General features: G+C 45.8%; 13 protein-coding genes, 2 tRNA genes and 1 riboswitch. Of the genes, 8 read left to right on the plus strand and 7 right to left on the minus strand.

What is annotated here, in order from left to right:
- A partial coding sequence (locus BM099_RS07085; RefSeq protein WP_143083743.1) for a retention module-containing protein occupies positions 1–1,208 on the minus strand: 1,208 nt, incomplete at its 3' end.
- A 492-nt stretch (positions 1,209–1,700) separates the two neighbouring features.
- Between BM099_RS07085 and BM099_RS07090 the strand changes: the two genes are divergently transcribed.
- The 6 genes from BM099_RS07090 to BM099_RS07115 all read left to right on the plus strand — a co-directional run bounded on the left by BM099_RS07090 (position 1,701) and on the right by BM099_RS07115 (position 6,924).
- A tRNA-Asn gene (locus tag BM099_RS07090) sits at positions 1,701–1,776 on the plus strand.
- A 14-nt stretch (positions 1,777–1,790) separates the two neighbouring features.
- A tRNA-Pro gene (locus BM099_RS07095) sits at positions 1,791–1,867 on the plus strand.
- 139 nt (positions 1,868–2,006) lie between these two features.
- A complete protein-coding gene (locus tag BM099_RS07100) occupies positions 2,007–3,635 on the plus strand; it encodes a GGDEF domain-containing protein (protein WP_177201106.1) in 1,629 nt (542 codons plus the stop codon).
- Positions 3,636–3,830: 195 nt separating this feature from the next.
- Positions 3,831–4,391, plus strand: a complete 561-nt coding sequence (locus BM099_RS07105; protein ID WP_232349069.1) for a helix-turn-helix domain-containing protein — start codon at positions 3,831–3,833, stop codon at positions 4,389–4,391.
- 63 nt (positions 4,392–4,454) lie between these two features.
- A riboswitch (SAM-I-IV-variant riboswitch) is annotated at positions 4,455–4,558 on the plus strand.
- Positions 4,559–4,608: 50 nt separating this feature from the next.
- Entirely contained in the window at positions 4,609–4,971 is a 363-nt protein-coding gene (locus BM099_RS07110; protein ID WP_090726215.1) for a hypothetical protein, read from the plus strand.
- Between the two features lie 192 nt (positions 4,972–5,163).
- A complete protein-coding gene (locus BM099_RS07115) occupies positions 5,164–6,924 on the plus strand; it encodes a DEAD/DEAH box helicase (protein WP_090726216.1) in 1,761 nt (586 codons plus the stop codon).
- A 117-nt stretch (positions 6,925–7,041) separates the two neighbouring features.
- Here BM099_RS07115 and BM099_RS07120 read toward each other — a convergent pair whose 3' ends face one another.
- The 3 genes from BM099_RS07120 to BM099_RS07130 all read right to left on the minus strand — a co-directional run bounded on the left by BM099_RS07120 (position 7,042) and on the right by BM099_RS07130 (position 9,823).
- Positions 7,042–7,530, minus strand: a complete 489-nt coding sequence (locus BM099_RS07120) for an outer membrane lipoprotein (protein WP_232349057.1) — start codon at positions 7,528–7,530, stop codon at positions 7,042–7,044.
- 105 nt (positions 7,531–7,635) lie between these two features.
- Positions 7,636–9,417, minus strand: a complete 1,782-nt coding sequence (locus BM099_RS07125) for an ABC transporter ATP-binding protein (RefSeq protein WP_090726218.1) — start codon at positions 9,415–9,417, stop codon at positions 7,636–7,638.
- A 163-nt stretch (positions 9,418–9,580) separates the two neighbouring features.
- On the minus strand, positions 9,581–9,823 hold the full coding sequence (locus BM099_RS07130) for an HP1242/YdcH family protein (protein WP_090726221.1): 243 nt from the start codon (positions 9,821–9,823) through the stop codon (positions 9,581–9,583).
- Positions 9,824–10,061: 238 nt separating this feature from the next.
- Between BM099_RS07130 and aroA the strand changes: the two genes are divergently transcribed.
- Positions 10,062–11,342 (plus strand): 3-phosphoshikimate 1-carboxyvinyltransferase, encoded by a 1,281-nt coding sequence (gene aroA / locus BM099_RS07135; RefSeq protein ID WP_090726223.1) that lies wholly within the window; start codon positions 10,062–10,064, stop codon positions 11,340–11,342.
- Positions 11,343–11,487: 145 nt separating this feature from the next.
- On the opposite strand, the gene BM099_RS07140 is transcribed toward aroA, so the two are convergent.
- Positions 11,488–12,483: a YeiH family protein gene (locus tag BM099_RS07140; protein ID WP_090726225.1), complete on the minus strand. Its 996-nt coding sequence runs from the start codon at positions 12,481–12,483 to the stop codon at positions 11,488–11,490.
- Positions 12,484–12,592: 109 nt separating this feature from the next.
- On the opposite strand from BM099_RS07140, the gene BM099_RS07145 reads away from it, so the two are divergent.
- The gene (locus tag BM099_RS07145) at positions 12,593–13,468 is read left to right on the plus strand and encodes a LysR family transcriptional regulator (protein ID WP_090726227.1); all 876 of its coding nucleotides are present in this window, start codon (positions 12,593–12,595) and stop codon (positions 13,466–13,468) included.
- 208 nt (positions 13,469–13,676) lie between these two features.
- On the opposite strand, the gene BM099_RS07150 is transcribed toward BM099_RS07145, so the two are convergent.
- Together BM099_RS07150 and BM099_RS07155 are read right to left on the minus strand one after the other, a co-directional pair.
- Positions 13,677–13,997, minus strand: a complete 321-nt coding sequence (locus tag BM099_RS07150; protein WP_090726229.1) for a chaperone modulator CbpM — start codon at positions 13,995–13,997, stop codon at positions 13,677–13,679.
- A 1-nt stretch (position 13,998) separates the two neighbouring features.
- A complete protein-coding gene (locus tag BM099_RS07155) occupies positions 13,999–14,946 on the minus strand; it encodes a DnaJ C-terminal domain-containing protein (protein ID WP_090726230.1) in 948 nt (315 codons plus the stop codon).
- Between the last annotated feature and the right edge of the window lie 150 nt (positions 14,947–15,096).

The following is a 15,096-nucleotide window of genomic DNA, read 5'->3' on the forward strand; positions in this document are numbered from 1 at the left end:
ACACTGTTGGCGCTGGCATCTGCTGCGATGTTTTCAAAGTTGCTGTCGGTGATCGTGCCCAGCGTGATGGTGAAGTCTTCGCTGCCTTCAGCCAGGACGTCATCCAGGGTATCAATGCTGAAGTCGACACTGTTACTGCCCGCCGGAATGATGACTTGCGCCACGCCGGTAAAGTCGGTGCCGTCTTCGGCGGTACCACTGTAGATCAGCTCCACGGTAATCGGGCGGGTCACATCCGCGGCCAACTGATCGACGCTGACGGTGTAATTACCCGAGGTCTCGCCTTCGATAATCGTTTGTGCGCCGGTGATGGAGATCAGCGCTGTGTCTTCTGGACCTGCTGTTGGCTCATCGACAATCGTTGTGGTCACAGCATTTTCGGCTGGAGAGATGCGGACATCTTCTAGCCCACCGGTGCCAACACTCCCAATGGAAACAGTGAAGCTTTCATCACCTTCCGCCAGGGCGTCATCCAGAGTATCGATCGTAAAGGTCGCAGTCGTCTCACCGGCCAAAATGGTCACTGAGTTCACGGCGGTGTAATCGCTGCCATCGGCATCGGTCGCGGTGTAGTTGAACGTCACCAATAAGTCTTCTGTCGGAGCCTGGCTAATGCTGACGGTGTAATCGGTCGTGGTCTCGCCTTCTACCACACTACCCGGCCCAGTCATGCTGACGACCGCGGTATCCACGGTGTCGGCGGCCGCCCTATTAAATAACCCCGTTTCTCTTATAATCTCAGGCTGAGTCTGAGCTAAACCAATGGTTTCGTATCCTGCTTCAGGATCACCCTCAGCAGCTGTCCTTTCTATTAATTCAAAGGTACTACCTTCATTTCCGCCAGGGCCTGCATCGCCTGTATTACCAGCCGCTGCTTCCTCAGCAATTAAGGTAGGATCCTGTCCTTCCAAAATAGCTTGTTGGATGGCTTCAACGGATGCGACATCATCACTTAAAACTGCTTCATCTACGGGGTAATCTTCAGCTGAGGTATAAGTTTCTGCCGAAACTAACCAACTTTGCCCGCCTTCAAGGGCGATGGACTCACCGTTCGTCATAGAAATTTCAACTTGCGAATCTGCCGCAGTGCGAATAACTTCATCCGCATACACTTCATCACCAAGCATCAGAATTCTCTGTGTACCATCCGCTTTTATTGCATATGCCTGTCCAACAATAAAGCTTACAGATCCGACAACAGTAGCCATGCTATTTACCCCATAGAATTTTTTACTTAATTACAGACTATTTAACTGATATCAAGTCTGTTTTTGAATTGTACCGTGGTACAGGATAGTCGACAGATGTGAACTTCGCAGAATCAAGGGGTTAGATAGATAGCAAAGCTACCAACCTTGGGGGAGCAGATAAGCGGGAAAATATCATGCAAAACAAGCAAGACACTTTTTCTATTGAGTCTTCTACTGACACATCTTGACCGGCAACTCTTGTTATGACCTACCTCTATTCAGCTTTGGTCGTTTAACTCAACGCATACCCATGCTGTGTCTATATAGAATGCAACGAGCCCCCTGCATAAGCACCTTCTGTTTTTGCTACTTATTCCACTATATGGAATATTGAAATATACGATTTAGTTAAAATGATTAAAAACAACGGCTTTATCGATAATATTTCCCAAAATTATCTTGACGACATCCAGCTCCATCACTAATATACGCGCCCACAGGTTGAGTCGTTCCTCGATAGCTCAGTTGGTAGAGCAGTAGACTGTTAATCTATTGGTCGCTGGTTCGAGTCCAGCTCGAGGAGCCAATCCTGTAATGTGTCGGAGCATAGCGCAGCCTGGTAGCGCATCTGGTTTGGGACCAGAGGGTCGCAGGTTCGAATCCTGCTGCTCCGACCATTTTCTTACCTCCAAGCTATTCAAATATCCTTTTGCAAATTACCTCACAGACTTTTACCAACATCAGCCTATTTCATTTGCATCATCAGCCCGCTTGCTCTTAAATAACATAAAGCTCTTTCTTCATAGGATGTGATTGGTGCGAGTATTACCCTTATTAAAATTCCTTTTACTCTTTAGCTTATCGCATCAGGCCATATCTGCTGAAACAGTTACTTTGCAATTACGCTGGCACCATCAAGCGCAATTTATTGGCTACTATACCGCCAAAACCAAAGGCTTTTATAATAAGGTGGGCCTTGATGTAATTATCAAAGCTGGCGGCCCCGGCATCGTCCCCTGGCAGGAAGTTGTCAACGGTCGCGCCGATTACGCTGTTGAGAACAGCAACGCTCTCACCGCTTTTATGTATGGCGAACCAATAACAGCCCTTGCTGCCATTTACCAATACTCCCCCAGCGTCTTTCTGACCAAACAGTCCTCTGGCATAGAAAAACCGCAAGATCTTGCGGGCAAGAGAGTGATGATCTTCCCCGGAGGACAAGACCCTGAATTAATGCTACTCCTGCGGCAACAGGGCCTGGCAAATTACGACCTCGATCTCATCGCCACCAGCACCGACCTGGACGATCTCATCAATGACGAAGTAGATGCATTTAATGCTTATATGTCAAACGAACCTTACACACTTGAGCAATTGGGTATCCCTTATTTTTTAATCAAGCCTTCAGATTATGGTATTGATTTCTATAGCGATATTTTGATCACCCACCAGCAAACAATTACTAATAAGCAGGCGCAAACTGATCAATTCATCTCAGCCAGCCTAAAGGGCTGGGAATATGCACTCAGTCACCCAGAAGAGGCGCTTACTCTCTTTAAAAAAGATTATCAGACCAACAAAAGCATGGGCCACTTACGCTTCGAAATGAACATGGCACATGAACTTATCAAGCCCGAACTCATAGAAATTGGCCACATGAACCCAAAGCGCTGGCAGCACATGGTCGACATACTTGCCGATGCAAACATTATACGGACTAAGCGTAGCCTTAAAGACTTTCTCTACAAACAGCAAGGCAGTATTGACTGGGATTTCTGGAAACCTATCACCTACATGACAGCAGGCTTAATGGTTATATTAGCCAGTATAAGCTTTTATCTTTTATCCCTTAATTGGAAACTTAAACGCGAGATATCCACGCGCCGCGCTGCAGAAAAGCAACTAACACACCTAGCCACACACGATTCACTGACAGGCCTAGCCAACCGCTCGGCACTCACTTCTCATTTAGATATGTTTGTTAAACTGGCCAAGAGGAATAACTTTACGCCGATTATTCTCTACATTGATCTTGATGGCTTTAAAGCGATAAACGATACGCTCGGCCATAGCGCGGGCGACCAAGCACTGATTCGTTTTGCCAAAAAAACTCAATCCCTGTTAAGAGAGAGCGACATATTCGGGCGCTTAGGTGGAGATGAATTTCTGATTCTTCTGGAAAACAGCACACGCGAAGGCTCACACCACCTGGCTCATAAGATTCTTAGAAATCTGGAAACGCCAATGAAATTCAAAAACACTGACAACAAGATGAGTGCCAGCATAGGCATTGCTATATATAAGAACCATCAGGAAACTTTCGATCAATTTTTAACCCGAGCCGATAATGCCATGTATTATGTAAAGAACAACGGCAAAGCAGGCATTGGAATAGCCGCTCCGTTCTCCCCAAACAACAAAAATAAAAACAAAACTTTCGTATAAGAAACTTTTGTATCCAGATCCACAAAAATCTGCAAAAATAGATCCACATAATCAGACGCCGAATAATAACTGACATCTCGTCAGCTCCATCCATATATTTAATACAAAATGGAGATACCCATGCCTGGTCCACTGCTTCCTCAGCAAAGCGAAAATCCTAGTTTCAAAGTATCCAGCAATACCTCCAGCGAAGCCATGGTAGAACCTTTACAACTGGGCAAGCGTGTGCGCGAAATCAGATTAAGCCAGAACCTGACGCTCGAAGAAGCGAGCAAATTAACCGGCTTGGCCCGCTCAACACTTTCAAAAATCGAGAACGAACAAATATCTCCCACCTTTAGCGCTGTTTCCAAACTCGTCAAAGGACTCGGAATCGACATTCCGCAACTGTTTTCCCAACCTGCCCGCTCGGCTGGAACAGGGGGACGAAGAGACATAACACGCTTGGGAGAAGGCAAACCGCATCCGACCCCGACCTATGAACACGAACTACTCGCCAACCAACTTACTAATAAAAAAATGCTGCCCTACCGCACCACCGTGCGCGCCAGATCATTCGACGAATTTGGTGACTGGATACGACATGAAGGTGAAGAATTACTTTATGTTATTAGCGGCAATATTATTTTTTATTCCGAATTTTATGAGCCAGTCAGCTTAAATGAAGGCGACAGTGCCTATTATGATTGCGAAATGGGACACGCCGTCATCTCAACCAGCGAGGACGACGCCATCATTCTCTGGGTAACCGCCTGACCAGTAAAAGCTAAGATTCTAATGCCCCACTCTTGCCGTTCATAATACTTAATGCTAAATTGCTGACAACATTAAGAGAAGGGCTGACGTCCTCGCCAACCTGCCAACCTGGGCAAGGTGGATACCGATTTCGGTGATGTGGTCTATCGACAACCAATCAGGAGACCCGCCAAATAAATCCGTCAGCTCTTGATTAGCCAGATCATCAGGAGATCTCATGTTTGAAGCACACCAACCCACAGCCGACCTATCACCTAACAGTGACTGTCATCAAAAAGCAGCCCTACCCCTCGATCAACAAATTATTGACCAGATCATCTATAACAAAACTCATCATTGCTTTGTACGCGCCTGGAGCAGTCACGGAAAACAAATAAGCCGTCATGGAAATGTAAGTGCGACTCTGTTTCTGTATATCGAATACAAAAATCATCACGACACTTCATGCTACCTTTGCAAAGAACTGACAGAACAATCCCTACTGGACAATCAATTTCTGGTTATGCTGGCAGAATCGGTTTTATTAAAAGATATCTCAGCCCCTAAAACCGATGCGTGGATCGCCCTCATGCAGAATTAAATCCTGACCTGCGCACTAACATGGCACGTTTTGCAGAAAACTCACATCACTTCCTGTCCATACGTTATTTTGCTGTTATCCAACGCATTAGCGCTGCGGTCTGTACTAAATGCAACAAATATCTTATAATCTCCTATTAACATTCCATTCCGGTCGATCTAATCGACCTAGATTTATAACAGGTTCAATTAGATGTCATTAGACGACCAGCCCGCCTTTTCAGAACTGGGCTTGGCCGCTCCTTTGTTGCAAGTGCTTCAAGAGATCGGTTACGAAACACCTTCGCCCATCCAAGCTAAATGTATCCCTCATCTTCTTGAAGGAAGAGATCTACTAGGCCAGGCACAAACAGGTACTGGTAAAACAGGTGCCTTTGCTCTGCCTATTATGTCGCGAATCGATATAAATACGAAGAATCCACAGCTATTGGTTTTGGCTCCAACACGAGAATTGGCTATCCAGGTAGCCGAAGCTTTTCAGACTTATGCTCGTCACATGCCTAACTTCCACGTCCTGCCTATTTACGGCGGCCAGGCATACGATGTTCAATTACGCCAATTACGTCGCGGTGTGCATGTTGTTGTAGGAACACCCGGACGCGTGATGGATCATATCCGTCGTGGCTCCCTCGTATTAGACAGCCTAAAAACACTTGTGCTGGACGAAGCAGATGAAATGCTCCGCATGGGCTTTATTGATGATGTTGACTGGATATTGAGTCATACACCACCGACGCGCCAAATTGCTTTATTTTCTGCCACCATGCCGCAAGCAATTCGCAAACTGGCACTACAGCATCTTAAAGATCCTATTGAAATTAAGATTGCCAGCAAAACGGCTACAGCCACAACAATCAAGCAGCATTACTGGCGCGTCAGTGGCGTGCATAAATTAGACGCTCTTACTCGCATTCTTGAAATGCAGCAGTTTGATGCGATGTTGGTTTTTGTTCGTACAAAATCAGCTACAACTGAATTGGCTGAAAAATTATCAGCTCGCGGATACGCCTGCGAAGCACTTAACGGTGATATATCTCAGCAGGTTCGCGAACGCACCGTAGAGCGCCTGAAAAATGGCAAGCTGGATATTCTTATTGCAACTGATGTTGTTGCACGCGGCCTTGATGTTGAACGCATTAGTCACGTTCTTAACTACGACATCCCTTACGATACAGAATCATACGTCCACCGTATTGGTCGTACGGGCCGTGCCGGCCGTTCTGGTGAAGCGATTTTGTTCGTAGCCCCACGCGAACAACGTATGTTACGCATGATCGAACAAGCTACCCGTCAAAAAATCGAGCCGATGGAACTACCGTCTGCTGCTGATATTAACGTCAAACGCCTGGATCGCTTCAAACAACAGATCAGCGATACAATGGATAGTGAAGATCTTTCACAATACATTGATCTGCTGACTGAATACCAACATGAGCACGACTCAGATCCGATCAATATCGCAGCCGCTCTGGCCTCACTGCTTCAGGGCCAAACTCCTCTTCTTATTAGCGAGAAAGAGCTACGCGGACCGAAAGCTTTTGATGACAGAGACAGAGGCGCTAGCCGTGATAGCCGAAGCGAACGGGGAGAACGTAAACCTCGCAAACCTCGCGGTGAAAACTCTGATGTAGATATGCAGCGCTACTGCTTATCTGTTGGACAGGAACATGGCGTTAAGCCAGGCAATATTGTTGGTGCCATTGCAAATGAAGCCGATATTGAAAGCCGTTACATCGGACAGATAGAAATCAAAGATAAGGCCACTTTTGTCGATCTGCCGTCAGGCTTGCCAAAAGAAACACTTGCAGTACTGCAAAAAATTGTTGTTTGCGGACAACGCCTTAATCTTAAGGCAGTCGATGGGGCAGGCACTACTTCCCGTGGTGCTCGTCCAGCCAACAGAGGGCCAAAGCCTTCTTCTGCGCCGCGTAAGCCACGCGCTAAAAAAGACTAAGTTTTACTTATAAAAAAAGGCGGACTATGCACAATAGTCCGCCTTTTTTATGTCAATCCAGCCGCTAATCACAACATAAATTCACACTGTAATATTCAGCTCTCAATGCTTACCAAATTAGTAAACAACGCGCGTCACTCCGCCTCTGTTTAATATGCGAACCTGCTCACCGGCTCTAAAGTAAGACTGATTTTCAACTTCCTGTACGATAGACAATATCTCATTATTTGATAAGCGCACGGTTATCTCCTGACCCTGCTTACGCGTAACATTACCTTCGATAGCCTGTCCGGCCACGCCTCCAGCGACAGCCCCCAATACTGTAGCAATACTAGCACCCTTACCGCCACCCAGAGTACTTCCTGCAATCCCACCAACGATAGCACCAGCACCGGTCCCAACTATACCGTCCTTACGCCCCTCGATAACCACCGGAGTCGCCGATAGAACAGTAGCATAGCGTACGGTTTGCACCTGACGCGCTTCATTCTGACTGTAAGTTTTACCTGTCAAACCGGGCGACGCGCAACCAGACAAAACCAGCGCCATTGCCACAGTGACAGTACCGAAAAGCACACCACGCATATTTTTTTTGAATAAAGTCATTTAATCGCCTCACTTATATTAAACTGAATTAATATTATTTCGTTTATCTTGCCACTATCCCTTCAGACAATGGTGAATCAAAAAAATTCGTCTTTGCTGACGCTTCTACGAGTGCTGCCCGTAAAGCCGGGCATACAGTCCATCTTGCTCAATCAATTGGCTATGCCCACCCTCCTCAGCAACCAGGCCATCCTCAAAAACATACACATGATCAGCCTGTTTAACAGCACTAAGTCGATGCGCAATAATTATCGTTGTTCTATGCATCAGAAAACTTTGCAACGCTTCATGTAGGTGACGCTCTGTCTCTGTATCTAATGCCGATGTCGCCTCATCCAGAATAACCACTTTGGGGTCGGCCAATACCATACGTGCTACCGCGAGCCTTTGCCTCTGCCCTCCTGATAAACGCACCCCCTGCCGCCCGACTACAGCATCCAAGCCATTTTCCAGCTCTTTAATAAACAGATCCAACTGGGCAATTTTTAAAGCGCCCCATATCACCTCATCGCTAAACTCTTTTCCCATACAGAGGTTACTGCGTATCGTACCGTTAAACAAAGCGGGATGCTGTAACACAGTTGCTACATTATCTCTGACTACATCCAGCCCAATCTGCTCAACCGGAATACCATTAAAGCTGACCCGACCTTTTTGAGGGATGTAGAGCCCCAGCAGCACTTGGACAAATGTAGATTTCCCACCGCCACTGGCACCCACCAGTGCAATTTTCTGCCCTTTCTGTATGTTCAGAGACAGGCCTTTTAATATCTCATTACCATTACGATAAGAAAAATGAACATCGTCTACTTCTATACTGATACTGTCTGACGATGCAAACGGATTGTGTACGCGGGGATACTGCGGCTCCTGTTCTAATTCCAATATCCTGTTTAATCGCGTAAGTGCCGCTTTCGCCCCATAATATGCATACTGAATACCTAACACTTCCTGAACAGGACCCATCATAAACCACAGATAGCCAAATACAGCCATCATTTGGCCAATAGATAAATCCGAAAAAACGACCATTAACATAGAGATAGCTCTGAACAGATCAAAACCTATCATAAATACAAGAAAACTAAATCGACCTGCTGCTTCACTTTTCCATTCATAAGTACTCGATTCATTACGCACATGTCTGGCCGTATCAACAAGCTGATTCAGGTAATGCTGCTCTCTGTTACTCGCTCGAATCTGCTGAATCGCATCCAATGTTTCAGTCAGCGCCCCCTGAAACACTTCATATGATCTGTTTTCTCGTGTTTTAAGCTCCTTAACGCGCTTTCCAATCACCGTCGTAAAATAGATCACAACAGGGTTAAGAAACATAATAAATAGCGCCAACAACCAATGCATCCATAGCAAAATAATGGCGGTACCAATGATAGAAAGCGATGCGATTAATAAGCGACTGACTGAACTACCGATAAAACGATCAACGGTATCCAGGTCGGTAACGAAATGAGAGCTCACAGCACCGCTACCCAAGGTTTCATACTCTGCCATTGAGATACAACCCAAACGATGCAACATCATTTTTCTCATCCTGAAAATGATGTCCTTTGAAATGATCGTAAATTGTCGACCCTGCCATACGTTAAGTACCAGCGATATGGCACGCAGTACAACCGTAATCAGAAGTATCAATAAAATATAGAGCACCGGCCCATGCCACTGCGGTGAGAACAGAGGGCTCAGTGTGTTAATGAGTAAGCCGGGTTTCTCAAGCAGAACCTCATCAACCAGCAAAGGCATTAATAACGGCAGGGGTACCGAAGCAATGGTCGCCAGAATAGCAACCAGATTCGCCAGGACAAGCTCACGCTTGTGTTCCAGAGTAACTTTTAATATATAGTCCCAGCTAAATCGAAAAGGCTGCATATGACTCCATATTACTAATATACAAAAAAGAGCAGTCTTTATACCATATAGGCCGACGCCTATCACCGCGACAGAAACAAAAACACCCGCTTTGGCGGGTGTTTTAAGCTCGGTGATTACGTCTTGCGAAATAAACCGCCAGACGACAGTCTGTTATGACTTTTTATGCAGTAGCACGCAACATAGCATACAACTGATCTTTTAAATGAAGACGCTTAAGTTTCAACTCTTCTTCTGTGTGTGTCGCCACTGGCTCAGCTTCTGTCTCCATACGCTCAACCTTTTTGGTTACATCATGATATTCATCGAACAATTTAGAGAAATGCGCATCATTCATTTTAAGTGTGTGAATCTGTTCGCGATACTCAGGTAGTTCGTGTACTAAATCGTGATGTTCAATGCTCATAGAGTGATTCCTTGGTGGGTTACATTATTGTTTTTTCTTCATACTCAGTATCACTTAAAAAAATCAAAGGTTCATTGATGCTCATCAACATAGCCACGCGAATAACCTAAATCTGTATATGCAGAGCAGAATATCACCGTACTTATGTGCAATTTTTTACTTTTTACTCTCGACCTTCCACGCAACACAAGGTAGGTTATACACACTGATAATAGTCCACTACAGAGCCCTGCATTTCATGGAAAGTCTGACACTTCAGCCCATCTCTTCTGTTGCCGGTGAGGTACAGATCCCAGGCTCAAAAAGCCTGTCAAACCGAATTCTACTGCTGGCAGCACTGGCAAAAGGTCAAACAACGATAACCAACCTTCTCGACAGTGATGATGTTCGCCATATGCTGACAGCATTAACCGCATTAGGTGTTCAATATCAGCTGTCTGACGATCGTCGCCAGTGCATTATCAAGGGTCGGGGAGATACACTGGACAACACAAGCTCAGCTCTTTTTCTTGGAAATGCCGGCACCGCCATGCGACCTCTATGCGCCGCTCTTTGCCTGAGTCATGGCACATTTGAGCTAACCGGCGAACCACGCATGTATGAGCGCCCTATTGGTGACCTGGTCAATGCTTTACGAACACTGGGAGCTGATATCGACTACCTGGGTACAGAGGGATATCCGCCTTTGCGTATCAAAGCCAATGGCCTAAGCGGCGGCGAAGTAAGTATTAAAGGGAATATTTCCAGCCAGTTCCTGACTGCACTGTTAATGGCCGCCCCTATGGCCGACGGCGACCTCACTATTCATGTTGATGGTGAACTCGTTTCTAAACCCTATATCGATATCACCTTACATACCATGTCACTATTTGGTGTTGAGGTTATTAACAATAATTATCAGTCTTTTGTTATTCGCTCCGGCCAACAATACCGCTCACCCGGTGAAATTATGGTCGAGGGAGATGCATCCTCTGCCTCCTACTTCCTGGCCGCCGCGGCGATTGCGGGTGGCACAGTGCGAGTTTATGGCGTGGGAGCAGATAGCGTACAGGGCGATAAACGCTTTGCCGAAGTACTCGAAGCGATGGGTGCTCATGTGACATATGGCCCGACTTACATTGAAGTCAGCAAAGGCCGCGAGTTAACAGCCGTTGATATGGACTTAAACCATATCCCTGATGCTGCCATGACGATTGCCACTACTGCACTGTTTGCTAAAGGCACCACGGCTATCCGCAACATATATAACTGGCGCGTTAAGGAAACAGACCGACTGACAGCGATGGCTACCGAATTACGTAAAGTAGGCGCAAGCGTTGTTGAAGGTGACGACTTCATTGAAGTCACCCCTCCGGTTCAGCTCCAGCATGCTGCGATTGATACTTACGATGATCACCGCATGGCTATGTGCTTTTCACTCGTAGCGTTAAGTGATACACCGGTGACGATTAATGATCCGGGATGCACACGTAAAACATTCCCCGAGTACTTCGACCTGTTTAAAAGTATCTGCCAATAAAAACTAAAAGGCGTGTCACTTATTATGACTGACACGCCTTTTAACAGATCCCTGAATACTCTTCCCGCACAACCTAAGATTCCACACGTTTAAACTCATCCTCAAATTTCGTTTTATAGAGTCTCTGGTAACGCTAATAATATCGCTAGGCGACTATCAACCACTGATTCAGGTAGAACCCACCAAAGATCAACATGACAAACAACATCAACGACAAGACCATTGGCTTAGCCCCCGCTTGCCTGATAATGCTCCATCGCGTTTGAACACCTAAAGCCGCCATTGCTATTGCTAACGAGAACTGGCTAGCCAGCTGTAGCGTGCTTAATAACGCCTCAGGCAACAGCAACACACTATTGATACCTGACGCCGCCATAAAACCAAAAACAAACCATGGAATGGCAATCCCTCCCCCTGAGGTACGAGCTGAGTTGCGGTCACTACTGCGCAGAAGAAACGCACTCAGGATAAAAATAAATGGCGCTAACATCATCACACGAATTAATTTAACAACTACAGCGTTTTGTAAGGCCTCTCCTCCTACAGCCTCCCCTGCGGCTACCGCTTGCGCTACTTCATGCACTGTACTGCCAATGTAAATCCCAAAGGCTTGCTCGCTCATGCCTGAAAACTGGTAAATAAACGGATAACTAAACATGGCCAGCGTGCCAAATAGCACCACGCTCGCAACGGCAACCGTGACATGCTGCTGACGCGGTTTTAATACAGATTCAGTTGCAAGAATAGCCGCCGCGCCACAAATAGCACTACCGACAGACGTCAGAATCGCCAACTCTTTATCTAATTTAAAGAAGCGTATACCGACATAAGTGCCTGCACAAAAGACACTGGTAATCACCAGCATATCTAACACTATTGCTTGCCAACCGACGGAAATAATTTGCTGAAAGCTCAAGCTGAATCCAAATAGAATAATCCCTGCACGCAACAGCTTTTGCTGACAAAAGCAGATAAATGTAATCTCTTTACCCACCGCCACACGTGTATTCACGTGTCCAACAACCATACCCAACATGATAGCCAGTGGCAGAGCACTTAAACCGAACTGCGCGATGGCTGGCACTTTTGCCAGCAAAATAGCCAGAATCGCAATCAAGGGTAACGCTATCAATTGGGACATAAGAAACAATTCCGAATAAAGATCTGTTGTGCTCATCATCTACCTATACAAAAATTAAGTAAAATGGGATTATTAGATCTGACACATTAGAAAAACCGAACTATTTAAGATGAACGCATCTGTTAAGCAATTAAGAGTCTTTGAAGCCACCGCCAGACTCGGCCGGTTAACTGCCGCTGCCGATGAACAATCAATGAGCCAGTCAGCCGCCAGCCAATCACTCAGAGAGCTTGAATCAACATTAAATTGCCCACTCTTCCAACGAGTAGGCCGCGAACTTATGATCACCGAAGCCGGCCGGGACATGCTGCCCAAGGTCAATCAGATCCTGCACCTATTAGACAGCCTTCAAACACCGGAAGACGGCCCAATAAGCGGTCCTTTACGCATTGCGGCCAGTGTTACCATAGCCAGTTACCTACTCCCTCGCCTGCTTGCAGCATTTATCCGGCAACACCCAGAAGTAGTACCCGACGTTAAAATAGAGAATACGCAGCAAGTGATTGCCACCTTAGAAAAGGGACAGGCACATATAGGCTTAATCGAAGGCCCTGCTCAACATCGCCAATTAAAGATAACTCCCTGGCACGAAGACAAACTAGAAGTGTTTTGCCACACAAGCCATCCCCAGGCACAAGCAGGGCAACTACTCCCATTGCAATTAGAACAACAACGCTGGATATTGCGTGAAGACGGCTCAGGAACCCGCCGAATCTTTGATAGCGCCATGCAAGCCCTTAATATTCAGGCACATGTCGCTTTTGCATTAAACCGGCAAGAAGCCATTAAACAATCAGTGAAAGCAGGGCTAGGCGTGGGCTGTTTGTCGCAACTAGCTATCATTGAAGAGGTAAAGTTAGGCAGCTTAGTCGTGCTCAACACCCCATTGGAATTAACCCGGCGCTTTTCCCTCGTGATTCAGCCTTCACATAACAACAGGCTAACCAAAACGTTTATTGAGTTTGTTAATTCACAAACTCAATAAATTGAAAGCAGATATAGCTGTGCTCAAATTTAGCAACAAGCTAATCCTCCCTTTTTAAACATACTAACAGTTGACGCTCTGGCATCATTAATAGCAGTTTTCCGCCATCGGCGGTCTGTGGCCGTTCATGATGTAAGCGCCACTGGAAGCGGATCAAAAAGCGGCTAAACTTTTTTCTGTTCGATACTTAGACTTGTTATAAACATTTTCAATGTCGATCATTAACATGATTCACAAATCGATCAAGCTGATTTTTCAAACGCTCGTTCTCTCTGAGCAAGACATCTTTTTGCTGCAGTAAATCGATGACTATCGCAATCGACACCCAGTCGATATCAAGATCATGGTACAGCCGAATCGCTTTCTTCATCCAATGAACGCTGTTTAATTCAAAAATCCAGTCATTGATATCATTACCGGCTAGTGGTTCAGCAATCCCATGCTCAACCACCTCAATGACCATGGTTTCGGTTATACCTTCTTGTACACACAGCTCTTGTAATGAAATCCCCAATACAATATCAGACATTCTATTTCTCCCATTCTGATCTGGGATCAAAAGCCGATATATCAGACAACGACTGCCACAACGCTTTTGATTCTTTGTTGGTATTTTTTGGTATTACAATTTTGAAGATAACATACAAATCGCCAGTGCCATTTTTCATTGGTAAACCTTTGCCTTTAATTCTCAGCTTTTGGCCCGACTGACTATTCGGCGGCACACTCAAACTAATCTTGCCTGTCAGGGTAGGCAAAGTCACTTTTGCTCCCAAAGCTGCTTCCCAAGGAGCAACAGGCAAAGTTATCAGTAAATTATGGCCCTCCACATCGAACATAGGGTGAGGTATAAGACGGATATGCAAATAAAGATCACCGTTAGGTGCGTCTCCTTGCCCGGGTGCGCCCTGCCCTTTTAATCGAATCCGTTCACCATCAGAAACACCCTTGGGTATTTTCACTTTCAGGGATTTTTTGACTTCCGTTACCCGGCCATTTTCAAAGACCGGCATCCGATATTCTATGGGCTTTGCTACATCAGACATAATTTCTTCAAGAAATACCGGCATTTCGATCTCTACATCCTGACCGCGTGCAGCATCTTGTTTGAAGTCACTATAACCCTGGAAGCCTCCACTTCTGTTACCAAAGGCAGATTTAAAAAAGTCGGCAAAGTCACCCTCAAATTGGGCGCTACCCGATGACTTGCCTCTGCCCCCTTGCCAACCTGGCGGCGGCTCAAAACCTTTATCGCGCTGCCCCCCGTAGCGACGTAATTCATCATACTCGGCACGGCGTTCGGCATTTTTTAATACTTCATAGGCTCCAGCCACTTCTTTAAATTTTTCTTCGGCGCCCTCTTCGGGATTGACGTCAGGGTGATATTTACGAGCAAGCTTACGATAGGCTGTTTTAATGGTTTTGGCATCCGCATCGGGCGCGACCCCGAGTAACTTGTAATAATCTTTAAATTCCATAACACCTTCCATATATGCCTTTGCGTCACATACAGCACTATTCTGACGCCATTATTTTCAACACTATAAACCTAACTTGATACGTATAGCATGTTTAAATATTCGGTTTATTTGTGCTTGATAAAAAAACAAAAATAAACAAACGAAAAA

Source organism: Neptunomonas qingdaonensis (genome assembly GCF_900113275.1).
GTDB classification, from domain to species: domain Bacteria; phylum Pseudomonadota; class Gammaproteobacteria; order Pseudomonadales; family Balneatricaceae; genus Neptunomonas; species Neptunomonas qingdaonensis.

Coding starts and splice junctions, on each gene's coding strand:
- BM099_RS07105 (WP_232349069.1), top strand. CDS start 3,831: ATGGTAGAACCTTTACAACTGGGCAAGCGTGTGCGCGAAATCAGATTA.
- BM099_RS07155 (WP_090726230.1), bottom strand. CDS start 14,946: ATGGAATTTAAAGATTATTACAAGTTACTCGGGGTCGCGCCCGATGCG.
- BM099_RS07125 (WP_090726218.1), bottom strand. CDS start 9,417: ATGCAGCCTTTTCGATTTAGCTGGGACTATATATTAAAAGTTACTCTG.
- BM099_RS07130 (WP_090726221.1), bottom strand. CDS start 9,823: ATGAGCATTGAACATCACGATTTAGTACACGAACTACCTGAGTATCGC.
- aroA (WP_090726223.1), top strand. CDS start 10,062: ATGGAAAGTCTGACACTTCAGCCCATCTCTTCTGTTGCCGGTGAGGTA.
- BM099_RS07150 (WP_090726229.1), bottom strand. CDS start 13,997: ATGTCTGATATTGTATTGGGGATTTCATTACAAGAGCTGTGTGTACAA.
- BM099_RS07110 (WP_090726215.1), top strand. CDS start 4,609: ATGTTTGAAGCACACCAACCCACAGCCGACCTATCACCTAACAGTGAC.
- BM099_RS07145 (WP_090726227.1), top strand. CDS start 12,593: ATGAACGCATCTGTTAAGCAATTAAGAGTCTTTGAAGCCACCGCCAGA.
- BM099_RS07140 (WP_090726225.1), bottom strand. CDS start 12,483: ATGTCCCAATTGATAGCGTTACCCTTGATTGCGATTCTGGCTATTTTG.
- BM099_RS07120 (WP_232349057.1), bottom strand. CDS start 7,530: ATGACTTTATTCAAAAAAAATATGCGTGGTGTGCTTTTCGGTACTGTC.
- BM099_RS07115 (WP_090726216.1), top strand. CDS start 5,164: ATGTCATTAGACGACCAGCCCGCCTTTTCAGAACTGGGCTTGGCCGCT.